The sequence below is a fragment of the Microcoleus sp. S13C4 genome (genome assembly GCF_036700865.1).
In the GTDB taxonomy this organism is placed as follows: Bacteria; Cyanobacteriota; Cyanobacteriia; order Cyanobacteriales; family Microcoleaceae; genus Microcoleus.
Map to the genome: position 1 here is coordinate 13,298 of NZ_JAUBPS010000077.1, position 14,099 is coordinate 27,396.

Annotated in this window: 10 protein-coding genes, 1 tRNA gene and 3 pseudogenes; 6 read left to right on the forward strand and 8 right to left on the reverse strand. The window is 44.5% G+C overall.

The genetic code is table 11. From position 1 onward, the window contains the following. Nucleotides 1-35: 35 nt before the first annotated feature. The 3 genes from QT996_RS23995 to rsmH form a co-directional block, all read right to left on the reverse strand. Nucleotides 36-458 (reverse strand): ATP-binding protein, encoded by a 423-nt coding sequence (locus QT996_RS23995; protein ID WP_006633914.1) that lies wholly within the window; start codon nt 456-458, stop codon nt 36-38. Nucleotides 459-958: 500 nt separating this feature from the next. Next, complete coding sequence (locus QT996_RS24000) at nt 959-2,629, reverse strand: SpoIIE family protein phosphatase (RefSeq protein WP_333049586.1); 1,671 nt, start codon at nt 2,627-2,629, stop codon at nt 959-961. A gap of 565 nt (nt 2,630-3,194) precedes the next feature. Next, nucleotides 3,195-4,097, reverse strand: coding sequence for a 16S rRNA (cytosine(1402)-N(4))-methyltransferase RsmH (gene rsmH, locus QT996_RS24005; RefSeq protein ID WP_333049588.1), 903 nt, complete (start codon nt 4,095-4,097; stop codon nt 3,195-3,197). Nucleotides 4,098-4,154: 57 nt separating this feature from the next. Between rsmH and QT996_RS24010 the strand changes: the two genes are divergently transcribed. Continuing rightward, the gene (locus QT996_RS24010) at nt 4,155-5,339 is read left to right on the forward strand and encodes an NAD(P)H-quinone oxidoreductase subunit H (RefSeq protein ID WP_333030262.1); all 1,185 of its coding nucleotides are present in this window, start codon (nt 4,155-4,157) and stop codon (nt 5,337-5,339) included. Nucleotides 5,340-5,557: 218 nt separating this feature from the next. After that, a complete protein-coding gene (locus tag QT996_RS24015) occupies nt 5,558-6,790 on the forward strand; it encodes a class I SAM-dependent methyltransferase (RefSeq protein WP_333049589.1) in 1,233 nt (410 codons plus the stop codon). A 51-nt stretch (nt 6,791-6,841) separates the two neighbouring features. Here QT996_RS24015 and QT996_RS24020 read toward each other — a convergent pair whose 3' ends face one another. From QT996_RS24020 to QT996_RS24030, 3 genes are all read right to left on the reverse strand, one after another. Next, nucleotides 6,842-7,489, reverse strand: a complete 648-nt coding sequence (locus QT996_RS24020) for a hypothetical protein (RefSeq protein WP_333049591.1) — start codon at nt 7,487-7,489, stop codon at nt 6,842-6,844. Nucleotides 7,490-7,629: 140 nt separating this feature from the next. Further along, nucleotides 7,630-8,148, reverse strand: coding sequence for a deaminase domain-containing protein (locus QT996_RS24025; protein WP_333049593.1), 519 nt, complete (start codon nt 8,146-8,148; stop codon nt 7,630-7,632). Between the two features lie 100 nt (nt 8,149-8,248). After that, nucleotides 8,249-9,382, reverse strand: a complete 1,134-nt coding sequence (locus QT996_RS24030; protein WP_333049594.1) for a DNA cytosine methyltransferase — start codon at nt 9,380-9,382, stop codon at nt 8,249-8,251. A 391-nt stretch (nt 9,383-9,773) separates the two neighbouring features. On the opposite strand from QT996_RS24030, the pseudogene QT996_RS24035 reads away from it, so the two are divergent. The 4 genes and pseudogenes from QT996_RS24035 to QT996_RS24050 all read left to right on the forward strand — a co-directional run bounded on the left by QT996_RS24035 (nt 9,774) and on the right by QT996_RS24050 (nt 12,875). Next, nucleotides 9,774-10,732: pseudogene (locus QT996_RS24035) on the forward strand (IS630 family transposase). Nucleotides 10,733-11,025: 293 nt separating this feature from the next. Next, nucleotides 11,026-11,107, forward strand: a tRNA-Leu gene (locus tag QT996_RS24040). 73 nt (nt 11,108-11,180) lie between these two features. Then, nucleotides 11,181-11,963 (forward strand): RNA methyltransferase, encoded by a 783-nt coding sequence (locus QT996_RS24045; RefSeq protein WP_333049596.1) that lies wholly within the window; start codon nt 11,181-11,183, stop codon nt 11,961-11,963. A 534-nt stretch (nt 11,964-12,497) separates the two neighbouring features. Then, the gene (locus QT996_RS24050) at nt 12,498-12,875 is read left to right on the forward strand and encodes a hypothetical protein (RefSeq protein ID WP_333049598.1); all 378 of its coding nucleotides are present in this window, start codon (nt 12,498-12,500) and stop codon (nt 12,873-12,875) included. On the opposite strand, the pseudogene QT996_RS24055 reads toward QT996_RS24050, so the two are convergent. Both QT996_RS24055 and QT996_RS24060 read right to left on the reverse strand, forming a co-directional pair. After that, a pseudogene (locus QT996_RS24055) lies at nt 12,810-13,323 on the reverse strand (IS1 family transposase); the annotation flags it as partial. The gene QT996_RS24050 and the pseudogene QT996_RS24055 sit on opposite strands and share 66 nt — an antisense overlap. 145 nt (nt 13,324-13,468) lie before the next feature. Continuing rightward, nucleotides 13,469-13,985: pseudogene (locus QT996_RS24060) on the reverse strand (ISKra4 family transposase); the annotation flags it as partial. Nucleotides 13,986-14,099: the final 114 nt, after the last annotated feature.

The following is a 14,099-nucleotide window of genomic DNA, read 5'->3' on the forward strand; positions in this document are numbered from 1 at the left end:
TCACTAATCACTTATGACTAAGGACTAACGACTAATTAAGATTTTTCCGGCAAACTCGCTTCCAACTTTAGACAGTTGCGACCGTCTATTTGCAAAGTGTAGTCCACCCGATCCATAAGTCTGCTCATAATCAGCCAGCCGTAGCCGCTTTCCTGTTTAGCTTCCGGCCTCGGGGGATTGTAAGTATCCATTTCGTAACCTTTACCGTAATCCCAAATTTCTAAACCAATATCCCTATTTTTTAAATTCAAGCGAATTAACACGGGCAAATTGGGTTGATCTTTGTGAGCATGGCGGATCACGTTAGAATAGGCTTCTGCTAACACCAAGCGCAAACGATTCGACTGACGCGGCCAATCGACGTGCTCTCCTAGCTCTACTTCTAAACTGCTCAGCAACCAATTTTCAACAATTGTTAAAAACCGCAAGTCGCTTGGCACATGAAGCTCAGTATTCATAAAAAAATCCCGTAAGTTTGAAAACCCTGTGTCTTCACACCAGGTATGAAACACGATGCGCCGAATGGATTCGGCCTCAATACTTGTCGCTAATCGGGGGATACTAGCCTTTTTTGTTTAAAAATCAGGCATTCGTCATTGGGTAGAAGGCAGAAGTTAACGAGTATAGTTGAAAACTTTAGTTATGGGTCTAAAGCCCATTAACATGGATAATTATACCGAGACTGCAAGCAGGGAGGTATAAAAAATCTTTGTTTCAATCTCTAGCTTTTAAGCGTTGGTTTTTTCTCACGAATGCCTTCTACGTTAACCTTTTACAGGCGTTAATCCCCCAGGAAAGCGATTCAGAAAACTAGCTGCGCCATCGCCGGCTAGGTTTTTTACTGTTGACGATAACGCCGTCCTTTGCAGGACTACTCTATGGGTCGTCAACAAGCAGGGCTTAAGTTTTTTCGACTTTCACCTCACCCCCGACTATGCGTCGGGAGTCGCTAACAAATTCAAAGAACCTCCAGAGAGAGTATGGTTTGGTCGTCTTCTTGAACGGGATTGTCTGCTCGGATGTAAGCCAACAAATTGTCCAAGTTGAAAGAACCAGGTTCCTGAATCAAGAGTTGCCAAAGCCCTTCTTGTTGTAGCATAGAACGGGTTGGTACACCCCCTGCGACTTCAGTGGTCACGCTAGCTTCAGTAATTCCGTCACTCGTCAGCAGAAATACATCTCCTGACTTTAATTCGATCGCACCTGCTTTGCCTCTCCAAACTGGTAGTATCCCCAAGGGAATGCCACGAGCTTTCAGGAAATTCGGCTCGACTGGCGTTTTACCGCTAGCGGCTTGAGCTTTCACCTCCGAGTGAGACCAAACAATCGGGTAAATGTGACCGGCATTAGCAAACGCGAGGTGTCCCGTTGACGGAGTGTAACGAGCTACAACCATTGTAATAAAATGGTTGTTGCCGATCAGGTCGTCAGCCATACTGCTGTTCATATTCTGCATCACTCGATCGGGCTCTGGAGAAACTTCTTGGGAAAGTTCCCGCCGCATCACCGAAATCGCGCTCGCCATAAATAGAGCAGCCGGAACTCCCTTACCCGAAACATCTCCCACCGCTATCCAAATATCCCCTTGGGAGTGGACGTAGACTTCAAAAAAGTCGCCACCAACTTCCCGCGCGGGATAGCAGCAAGCTTGCACTCTAACAGTTTCAAAATCCGGCCAACTTTGGCGCAACAAGTTTGTTTGGATTTGGCGAGCCACTTCCAACTCGTTTTGCATCTGCTTGGCTAAATCCAGAGTGCGCTGGTAGAGCTTAGCTTGAGACAGGGCGAGAGCAGCTTGAGCTGCTACACCTTCTATTAACTCTATATCTTCTGCCGACCAAGGGTTAGTGCCGCCAATCTGGGACAAAGCCAGAACCGCCAGCAATTCTTGCTGGTAAGTCAGGGGCACGGCAATCTCAACCGATTTACCGTCCCCCCCGCTGTTTGGGTTCACTTGAGTTTGGCGGCTGGCTACGGCTTGAACCAGCAAATTTTCATCAAAAGAAAAGTGAATGGCCTCGTCGGTTTGGGCTTGGTAGGGGAAGGTACTCGGCAATAGTCGATCGGCTTCTACCGGCCGCAGCATACAATAGTTGGCCTCAAAAGTTTGACCTACGGTTTGAACAATAGTTTGTACCATACTAGAGTAATCTAGCGACCCGCGAATCACGCTCATTACCTCATTGAACAGAGATTCCTTGCGTAAAGCGCGGCGCAATGCAACGCTGCGCTGCTTGTAGTATTTGTAAGTGTCTGAGGCTTGATTGATCACCAATTTGAGTTCTTCTGGATTCCAGGGTTTGGTGATGTATTTGAAAACTTGACCTGAGTTGATGGCCTCAACCAAATCTTCAACATCGGTGTATCCCGTTAGCAGAATCCGAATCGTATCTGGAAATCGCTCGACTGTTTTCCCCAAAAACTCGGTGCCATTCATTTCTGGCATCCGCTGGTCAGATATAATCACCGCCATCTCGCCCTGTTCGTCTAGAACTTCCAGGGCGCTGAGGGCGCTATCTGCTTTGTAAACCTGAAAGTCGCGTCGAAACGTCCGGTACAATAAATCCAAGTTATCGGGTTCGTCATCGACTACCATCAGTTTCAGCTTGCTTCCATCTCCCCTACTCATCTTTCTTCCCCCTTGAAAACCCCCACCATAGCTGTATTCAGCAAGGTGGCGGGAGGAAAAGGGGGGCTGGATATATGCAACATATCAGTTACGTCAAGTTGAGTTAAAGAAACCCGTTTTACCTTAAGGTGAGCATTCCTTTCGCACCATCTGTTCGCACAACAGATGAGAGGCTTTCGATACTGTAACCCGCCTCGGTAGGCCGCTTCAATAGGGAAAATTCCCGAGTCAGCTTTCACGCTGTGATACTAGCAATCACCTTGTTAGCAGTCGGTACTTTTCTAAACACACCAGCATTCAAAACGGCTACTTAATGCTCTGGTTGCAGAGCTCTTAACTAGCTGGGCACTGTCCTCGGTGTGAATTTTAACACTTACTACTAACGCAGGTATTGCTACCTAAGTCTGGTCAACACCGGCTGTATTTCAAGCCCCACTGTACCCGGAGGGTTAGTGGTGGGTGGTTGGCGCTATTCCCTACATCTTTGCCGCATCGTACTTGATTGCTGCATTCAAGTCCCCCTAATCTCTGAACTTTTTGCAGCAAGCATATTACTACTGCCGAATCAAGTTATTCTTTCTGCCAGTCTGAGCTTAGCAGAACGAGAGCGGGGATTTCTAGCAACTTCTTCGGATTGTGGCACGATCGGCTTTTTTGTCAGTACCTGTAAACTGGGTGTTCCTCTGAGTTGGTGCTTGACGGGTCGGTCTTCCAGGCTGTGAAATGTAATGATTCCGATTCTCCCACCGGGTTTTAACCACCTTGGGGCTTGGTTGAGGAAAGTTTCTAAAGAAGCTAGTTCGGAGTTGACAGCTATCCTTAAAGCTTGGAAAGTGCGGGTGGCCGGATGGATTCTGCCGTTGCGCTGCTTGGGGGGGAAGCTGCTGGCGATCGCCCCAGCGAGTTCTGTTGTAGTTTGAAAAGGACGGCTTTGCACAATCCGCCTCGCGATGCGTCGCGACAGTCGCTCCTCGCCGTATTTGTAAATAATATCTGCTAGTTTAACTTCTTCCCAGTGGTTGATAATCTCTTCTGCCGTCAAAGATTGCTGCTGGTTCATACGCATATCTAGTTGAGCTGGGTGGCGAAAACTAAATCCTCGTTCCGGTGTATCGAACTGAGCAGAGCTGACGCCCAAGTCTGCTACGATACCATCAAATTCGGCCTCTGGGGACTGATATTCAGCAAAGTTGCCGTGCCAAAACTCGACGGGCGAGTTGGCAAATCGGGATTGGCAAAAACTGATGGCTTGTTCGTCACGGTCGATCGCCACCACTCTAACATCGGCCGCCGCCGCTAAAATCAAACTCGTGTGTCCGCCGCCCCCAAGCGTCGCGTCCAAATAGCGGCCGCCGGGACGCACAGCCAAACCCGCAATTAACTCTTGACCCAAAACTGGAACGTGATAGGTGTCAATACTGACATCTGATCCAAGGGTCTCCTTCTCAGAGAGCTCGATATCCTTCATAATCATAAAAGCCAAACAAAAATCAACAATAGCTAGTAATCATTAATTCATTTAATTATGTCAAGAATTGAGACTAGAACCGAACCGATGGTGCTCAACATGGGGCCGCACCACCCATCCATGCACGGGGTACTCCGGTTAATCGTCACCCTAGACGGGGAAGACGTAGTTGACTGCGAGCCGGTTTTGGGCTATCTGCACCGCGGGATGGAAAAAATCGCCGAAAATCGCACCAACGTGATGTACGTGCCCTACGTGAGCCGCTGGGACTATGCCGAGGGGATGTTTAACGAAGCGGTGACAGTAAATGCGCCGGAAAAGTTGGCGAATATTGCTGTCCCCAAACGGGCGAGTTACATTCGGGTAATCATGCTGGAGTTGAACCGGATTGCTAACCATTTGTTGTGGTTGGGGCCGTTTTTGGCAGACGTGGGGGCGCAAACTCCTTTTTTCTATACTATGCGCGATCGCGAACCAATTCTCGACTTGTGGGAAGCCGCTACAGGTTATCGCATGGTGAATAATAACTATTTCCGCATCGGCGGAGTCGCCGCAGATTTGCCCTACGGTTGGGTAGATAAGTGCCACGATTTCTGCGATTATTTCGTTCCCAAAATTGACGAGTACGAACGTTTAATTACCAACAATCCAATCTTCCGCCGCCGGATTGAAGGGCTGGGTACTATTTCTCGCGAAGAAGCGATTAACTGGGGACTTTCCGGCCCCATGTTGCGCGCTTCCGGCGTTAAGTGGGATTTGCGGAAAGTTGACCATTACGAATGTTACGACGACTTCGACTGGGAAGTTTGTACCGAAGCTGCGGGCGATTGTTTAGCCCGGTATTTGGTGCGGGTTCGGGAGATGCGCGAGTCGGTTAAGATTCTCTATCAAGCCTTGAAAGGACTCCCCGGTGGGTCTTACGAGAATTTGGAAGCGAAGCGACTCGAAAGCGGGCCAAAATCTGAATGGAATGGTTTTGACTATCAGTTTATTGGCAAAAAAGTTGCGCCGACTTTTAAGATTCCCAAGGGCGAACATTATGTCCGCGTTGAAAGCGGCAAGGGTGAGTTGGGGATTTATATTATCGGGGATGATAATGTGTTCCCTTGGCGCTGGAAGATTCGGACTGGGGACTTTAATAATTTGCAGATTTTGCCTCACATTGTTCGCGGCGTGAAAATTGCGGATTTGGTGGCGATTTTGGGGAGTATCGACATTATTATGGGCTCGGTTGATAGGTAGGTTTGGTCGGTTTTTATCTGATAAATTAACCCGGTTTTTTTGTGGAACCGGGTTGATTTTTTTTAACCGCAGATGAACGCGGATAAACGCGGAACGTCGCTAAAATGTACCTTATTTCTCTCTTCTCTCTTCCTCTGTGCCCTCTGCGCCCTCTGCGGTTAATAAAAAAAAATCTCTCCTTCACAAATGAAATAACATCAACTTTGATTCGGTAAATTATGAAAATTCAGCAATCAGATATCAATGACAGTAACCCGGAGCTCTGCGCTTTAATCTGCCAAAGAATTGCCACCAGTCCGCAACAGCGTATTACTTTTGCTGAATATATGAATTTGGCATTATATCATCCGCAGCACGGTTATTACAATAGCGATCGCCCGTCGATCGGCAAACAAGGCGATTTTATCACGTCGCCTCATTGGAGTGCTGATTTTGCGGAGGTTTTGGCAGAGCAGTTTGTGGAAATGTGGCAAATTCTCGTTAGCGGAGCCCTCGAAGAGGATCGTCCTTTCAATTTCGCGATCGTAGAAATGGGCGCTGGGCGGGGAACTTTCGCCAAAAATGTGCTGCAATATTTGCAACGGCAACATCCCGACTTATTTAAAAATTTAACATACATAATTGTTGAAATTTCGCCAAGACTTCAAGCGGAACAACGCCAAAGATTAAGTGATATCAAGTGTGTTAAGTGGTGTAATTGGGATGAGATAGTTAATAATTCAATAGTCGGTTGTTTCTTTTCTAACGAGTTAGTAGATGCTTTGCCCGTGCATCAATTCATTCTGGAAGAAGGGCAAGTTAGGGAGATGTACGTTGCCGCAGAAACCCCAAAAAATCAACAAGAAGAGATAATTTTTGTTGAAGTAATTGGCGAAGTTTCCACGCCTAAAATTGCCGAATATTTTGATTTTTTCAGCATCGATTTGTCGGCGAGTGTTTACGGGGATGGTTATCGCAGTGAGGTGAATTTGGCGGCTTTGGACTGGATGAGTACAGTTGCTCAAAAGTTGCAGCGGGGATATTTGTTAACTATTGATTACGGTTATCCGGCGCACCGCTATTACAATCCGAGGCGCAGGGAGGGGACGCTACAGTGTTATTATCTGCACCGATATCACAATAATCCTTATATTAATGTGGGGCGGCAGGATTTAACGGCTCATGTTAATTTTACGGCGCTGGAAAGGCAGGGTGAATTGTGCGGTTTGGATGTGGTAGGGTTTACTCAGCAGGCTTTGTTTTTGATGGCGTTGGGTTTGGGCGATCGTATTGCTTCTCTGTCTACAAATGATGCCGAAGTATTGGATTTGGCAACGTTTTTGCGGCGCAGGGAGGCTTTGCATCAATTGATCGATCCGATGGGTTTGGGGGGTTTTGGGGTTTTGGTGCAGTCGAAGGGGTTGAGGGAGGAGGAAAAGGGGAGAATTTTGAAGGGTTTGATGGTGCCTTAAGTTAACTACAATCAGCAACACGCACTCTTTTCCAATTGCTTTGGTCATTACTTAACCGCACTGACTCAGTGGCGGAAATTCCCATTTTCCAGAATATAAAGTAGATGGCAGCTTTAAACAATAGGCAGCAGGAACCACCTCGATCAACCACCAATTAAACATATCTCGTCGGGCTTCAGTAAAACCAGAAATGGCGTCCCCGGTAATGGCATCATACAAAATATCCAAGATGGCATTATAGGCTGTTTTGGTGTTGAGTGTTTGCAGCAAGCCGTAGAAAATATTATAAGCTTCGTTACTAGCTTGATATTTTCCAATTTTGTTGATATTAGGAAACAAGGTATCAGCCCAACTTTCTGGGATTTCACAGCCGTCCTTAAGCCAACAAGATACAATTGCTTCAACGATATCAGCTTTGTGTTCTTCAGGAAAGTAATGTTTAATAGTCGGTTTAGCTGCTAATGCTATTCCATAAGCCATATAGACGTATCGCTGATGGGATATGGGATCATTAGGCATTCCAAAGGCTGTCATTACTTCTACAAATGCTTCTTCTACATTGCACTTTCCGCCTGTTTCGTATAAATCGTCATATTTTCTGTCCCAAACCGTCTGAAGTGTTTGCTGTAATTGCTCTGGAATAGTTGAGTTGCTGGGCAATTTAAAATCGGTGTAGTGACCTATATCAAACTTTATCATTGACTTTCCCTCCTTATGTATTTCCCTCGATCGTCAACCAAGATTAAGCTAATTTTAAGATTCATATCACCTCCATTCTACCTTACCCAGAGAAGCCAGTAAAGCCTTCCTTGGCTCTACTGGCTTTTTATCTTATATTTCTACGGATATGGCTCCTTGTAGAAGATAATCACTTCAATGTTCGGGAACAACCTAGCAAAGTCTTCATCGCAGGTAGTGTTGCAGCCAGAACACATCTCCATCTCCGTGTAAAGGTAAAGCCTTCCTGTCGCCTCAGAAGGTACACTATATCCTTCCAACTCTTCTGCAAGTGCATTGAAGAGCTTGTACTCGGCGTGTTCTTTGTTGTAATTATTATGGAGTGCTGCTCTGTCAATCCTTTCCTGAAAAAACAACTTTGGCCCATTGTCTCTGCCTGGAATATTGAGAGGCTTTTTCTTGCTGGTAGCTTCTTTGCTATAAACTCGGCCAGTTTCTAGTTCTAGTTTGGCAGCCGCAGCATTACCAGAACTGGGTTTTCTAATATGGATCGATCGAACCTTTTGAACCTTAGTCCGCAGTTCCTCTACGATGTCCGCATACTGCTCAGGTATGTCTTGAGGATCTTCGTAATGAGGTGTGTTTCTAGAAGAGTTTCCTGTAGTGAAGTTTTTTGTCACGCGATTAAATTTTAGTTTTACAAATAATTTTATATATAAGCTGACTTAGACATAAGCTTAAAGCCTGGTATGGCTCAGGTATTTTAATTATACCCCACTTTCAAATTAACTGCAAACTCTGCTCGGACACCTCTAATTCAGCCCATTTTAATCGTTCCTGAATAGACATCCCCTGCAACTTTTTACTCATTTCATATAAATCAACTTGGGGATAATCCCCCTTAAATAGGGGAATCAAAGACTCCACAACAGCAGCGATTCCCTGCGGCGGCACTGCATTCCCAATCTGCCGCCGCACTTCAGTCGTAGAACCTTCAAAAACAAAATCATCGGGGAATGTTTGCAATCTTGCCCTTTCACGATTTGTCAAAGAACGCGGTTCTAAATAATGATAACCCCAAGTCCCGCCACCTCCACCCGCAATAATTGTTGATGATGGTTTATCTGGATGAATTCGCCGATAAACGTGACTGATCATGCCTTTGACATAGTATGGACTATCCTTGGGAATATCCGAAAAATTCCCTCCCGGTTGAATTCGATTTAAAATTTCAACGGTACGGGTATGAATTTTATGATGTTTGTTATTATCAAGAACTGCTTCCACATTTTTGAGTGCTTCGCCCGCAGTTCGATAAGGATTTTTGCGATTTTGACCATATTCTGGTTGAGGATGCACAAAGTTAAATCCTGTATCCATCCGAATGCCAACTAATAACACTCTTTGCCGAAATTGCGGAACTCCGTAATCAGCAAAGTTGTAAAGTTTAGGTTTAACTAAGTAGCCCGGTGCTATATTTTCAAAGTCAGAAATTATTTGTTTTATTGCTTGATAATTATTGGCACTTAATAAGCCTTTGACATTTTCTGCTACAAAAGCTTTGGGCTTTTTTTTATTGACAAAATCGAGAAAGTATGTATATAAATTGCCTCTGGTTCCTTCAAGTCCGGGGCGCTTCCAAATTAGGGAGAAATCTTGACAGGGGAACCCGCCTATACATATTTCAGCGTCGGGAACTTGTGCAATGTCTATATTTTCTATGCTGTCGTTGATGATGACATCAGCAATGTTTCTGCTGAATGTTTTGCAGGCGTATTTATTGGAGTCGATCGCCCAAACTACCTCAAAGCCGGCTTGGTGGAATGGCAAGTCCATGCCGCCGCAACCAGAAAATAAGGATATGAGTCGCGGTTTTTTTGTCCAGGCGATCGGCTGGAGACGTTCGATTAACATAGGAGTGCCAAGTTAGCCAAGGACGGGCTGGATGACCGTACCACAAGAATGTCATCATACCAAAACACGATCGTATGCGACGAATCAATTGATATTTTATTCTTGTTCGTCTAACTCGATCCCCGCTTGACGCAGTTTTTCTGCCAATCTTTCAGCGCGGAGTCTTTCGCGATCGGCTCTATAGCCTTTCTCAGAAAGATGAGGTATCATGTTACTGACACTCACTCGTGAGGGTCAAACAGAGAAGATATGATCAAATGAACTATAATTACATGGTTCAGTAAAGCCACGCGAAAGCGATACCACACATAATAGCATTTTTTTGACAGCACACGATGCTTAACTCACAACAGGTTTACTTGTACCAAACTTCACACATTGTTAAATAAAAATGAAAGCTTATTCGATTGATTTTAGGCAAAAAATCCTTGATACTTATCATGCTGAACCCATTTCACAAAAAGCAATAGCTAAGCGTTTTTCTGTAGCCTTGAGCTTTGTACAAAAATTGCTTAAACAATATCGTGAAACAAAAAATATTACTCCGAGAACAGACCGATGTGGAGTCAAAGGCAAACTAAATGCGGAGCAACTACTCATCTTGGCGGAATTGATTGAAGGTTCGGATGATGCAACTATTGAAGAACTCCGTTATTTACTTTATGGGAAAATTGGATTTTCCGTGAGTAGAGCGACAATAGGAAGAATGATAAAACTCTTAAACATTACTGTCAAAAAAAAAGTCTCTTTCGTTCAGGCAAAGGCACGGAGCGAGTTCAAATCCTGCGATGTGAGTTCTGGAAAACAATTAAAGAGATTAGTTTGAAAGACTTAATATTTATTGACGAATCGGGAGTTAATTTGGCAATGGTTAGGTTATATGCTAGGTATGCAAAAAGGTGAAAGACCCAAGGGGCCAAAACCAACTAAGCGTGGCAAAAATGTTTCAATAATTGGAGCAATGTCAGTCAAGGAAATTTTGACATCGGTTAATCTAATAGGGGGAACTGATGCAATTACATTTGAAGCTTTTATTGCCAGAAAAATCGTGCCATAACTATGGAAAGGTGTTTGTGTAGTGATGGATAATTGTCCCATTCACCTGGGAGAAAAAGTGAAAAAAGCGCTCGAAAAAAAAGGGGCAAAATTAATATACTTATCACCTTATTCACCAGATTTTTCACCCATTGAAAATCTGTGGTCAAAACTTAAAATTATTCTCCGTTCTATCAATACTACTAATTATCAAGAGTTAGGAAAAGCCATAGACTTTGCGTTTGGGTCTGCGTTACATCGTCAAATATTTTTAACTGGTTTACACACTGCTGTTATTGTACCTCATCTTTTTGAGAAAGGCTATATAACACTACAGTTAGTGCAATTTATGAGTAGGAACCTGTACAGGAACCCATGACTGCTGTTGGTACGTGTGTGGCTGCTGGAATGGGTTTGTGGTGGAAGACAAGGGCGGCAAAAAAGGTGTAATATTAATTTGGAGATTCCCCTAGCCCCCCTTATTTAAGCAGGGTGGATAGGGGGGATCTCAAAGTTCTCCCTATTACTCGCAGCCCACAAAAAAATAAATTCCCCAAAACACTTGACATATCGGTAAACATATGGCATAGTAGTAATTCGTGACCGATGCGGAACTGGCGGAATTGGTAGACGCGCATGATTCAGGTTCATGTGGTGCAAGCCTTCCGGGTTCAAGTCCCGGGTTCCGCATTCCCAAGGCAGAAGGAAGTTTGGGGTTAACCCGATACAGGCAATAACCCCATTCGCTCTGCTGAATTAAACAATGCTGACAAGTATTCAAAACCCCCTAGTTAAAGAAATTCGCAAGCTGCACAGCCCGAAGGGACGCAGGGAACAACAATTATTTTTACTCGAAGGGACGCACTTGCTGGAGGAAGCTTGCGCGGCTAAATACCCGCTAGCAACCGTTTGCTGCACTCCCGAATGGCTGGAGGAGCACGGGGAACTTTGGGAGCAAGTTGGTAGTTTAGCCGATCGCACCGAATTAGTAAGTGCAAAAGTATTAGAGTCGATCGCCACTACAGTCCAACCCGACGGCATTGTCGCCACCGCACCCCGCACCTCCACCCCGCCTGCAGAATTGTCAACTTTAGGAATAGCCCTAGAAACAATTCAAGATCCCGGCAACTTGGGGGCGATCGTCCGCACTGCTGCGGCTGCTAATGCTGACGGTTTGCTGCTGAGCGCTGACAGCGCCGATTTAGACCATCCCAAAGTGCTGCGCGCTTCGGCAGGAGCTTGGTTTAAGCTACCCATGGCAGTCAGTCCAGATTTAACCGCCGAAGTCTCCGCGTATAAAAATCGAGGAATGCAAATTTTAGCAACCGTCGCCGGGGCCAGTTTAACTTATTGGGAAGTAGATTTGCGAGTGCCGACTCTGATAGTTTTGGGCAACGAAGGCTCTGGTTTGTCGGAAGAATTGAGGAGTTTGGCCGATCGACAAATCCAAATTCCCCTGAGTCGTGGCGTAGAATCTTTAAATGTGTCGATCGCCGCAGCCCTCATCATGTACGAAGCTCAACGGCAAAGAACTCAGTCTATTTGAGATTTACTCGCCGTCAGGAATCTGGGACATTGAACTAACCAAGTGCTGCTGACTGGCGCCAGCTCAAAAAACATTCGCGAAGCTAACATTACTCCCCCGAAAAGGAGGGGCGCAAGCCCCAAAAAATACGATACGTACAGGGCGAAATGTTTAACGCAGTAATTGTCCCCTTGAAAGTCTATGATAAAAGCGCACTCAACCAAGTAACCCCCCTGTAGTAAATCAATACTCACTCCGGTTAAAACCGCTCATTTGCTTTCCTCTCAGCGCTAAAGCCACGAATTTTCTCGCATCTGGCTTTTCTTTATGACTCATTTTGGTCTGATTTGTCCCGCCTCAACTGGTCATCTTAACACTATATTGCCCTTGGGGAAAGAACTGCAACGGCGCGGTCATCGCGTCACCCTATTCGGGATACTCGATGCTCAAGCCAACACACTAGTCGCAGGATTGGAATTTCACGCAATTGGTTAATCTGAATATCCCGCTGGCAAAATAGTGCAATTGCTTACCCAACTAGAGAAACTGAGTGGAATGACAGCATTACGATATACCATTAACTGTATAGGAAAAACAGGGGATTTTTTTCTGCGAGAACTTCCACAAGCATTCAAAGCCACTGGCATAGAACCCTTGCTGATAGACCAAGTTTCACTAGGCGCAGAGACGGTGGCAGATTTCCTGGGGATTCCGTTTATGACCATTTGCAGTGCTGTAGTTGTGAATAAAGAAGAAACAGTTGCGCCCTTTGTCACAACTTGGGGCTATAGTAAGGCTTTGTGGTCAATATTGCGGAATCGAGCAGCTTATTTTTTGGGTAGTAGTAAATATGTAGTGATTGAATATTTATTGCCTCACAGTATAGTGGTAATGATGGACACAATACCAAATAGCACCAATATGGTTTTCTAACTTTTTATAAAATGAGAGAGTCTTTCTTACGAGACGAGAAACACGTTGGCGCCAAGTATTATTAAATCTTTCACTATGATTATTTTTTCCACGATCTTTGCCAACTGGCTTATGGCGTTTGCTGGGAAAAATACAAGCATAAGCCTGCCAAAAATCTGTATAGCAAACAGCGCATTGTCGATATACAGGAGGTAGAGAATTCCATAATTGTCTTGCTCAGGAATGCGCGAAGAGCGCCAATATAAACACCAATAATCTCTCGGGTCTCTCTATCCATTGCTAACAACCATACCCATTGTTTATTTGGTTGGCAATCTACAAATGACCACAGTTCGTCACATTCAACATTCAATATGACTTTTTTTTGAGGTTTAACCTTTACTATGCGTTCGATTGAGGAATATTTATTATTTACATAATCCTGTAACCATTTTTGAGAAACATCGGTAGTTATAGTCATTTCAAATAAATGTGAGACAGAGGTAAGATCATGATAAAATCGATAAAAATAGTTAATTAGAAAAAAATGGCTTACAGTCTAGACCTAAGACAAAAAGGGAGCATGTCACTTTTGCGGTGAGTAATTATACTTATTAAGTTTTCCCATGATTTCCAATTAACCCGTTCAAGTAAGCACAACGATGAGCTAATACTTGCCCCACATATTCTGATTTCCAACTAGCTCCTGATATTTTAATTCGTCTGGCTATTTGCTTAATCCCTGATTCTACCGCTCAGCCAACCAATTGAACAGATGCCATCAATAGAGAAAACTTCATAGTTGATAATCCTTTGTTTGTGCTTTTCTAGATATTTGCAAAAATTCACTGCTGATTTTTTCTTGAGCTTTCTAAATAGAGCTGCCGCGCTCTCTACGTTCCCTTGCCACAAATATGCTTCTGCTTGCTTAAGTCTCTTCATTGAACCACCTACTTTCTGAAGATTTTGATTCAGATGATACCAATCGAGAATTTCTCTTCTGTTCTGTTCACAACTGATTTCCTTAAATATATTCCACACTCCATCATGTCCATCGCCCAAGCAAGTTATAGGTTTTGCTAGCGGTTGTTTATTTGCCCAATTAATGATGATATCATTTTGATTGAAACTAGCCACCATACCAGCTTCGGACACAATTGCTTTATAGGGGAGCATCCCGGTTTTGCGCTTTTGAGCATCAAACGGATATTGATCCGTTAAGGTAGGCGCACCGAAGCTTAAGCA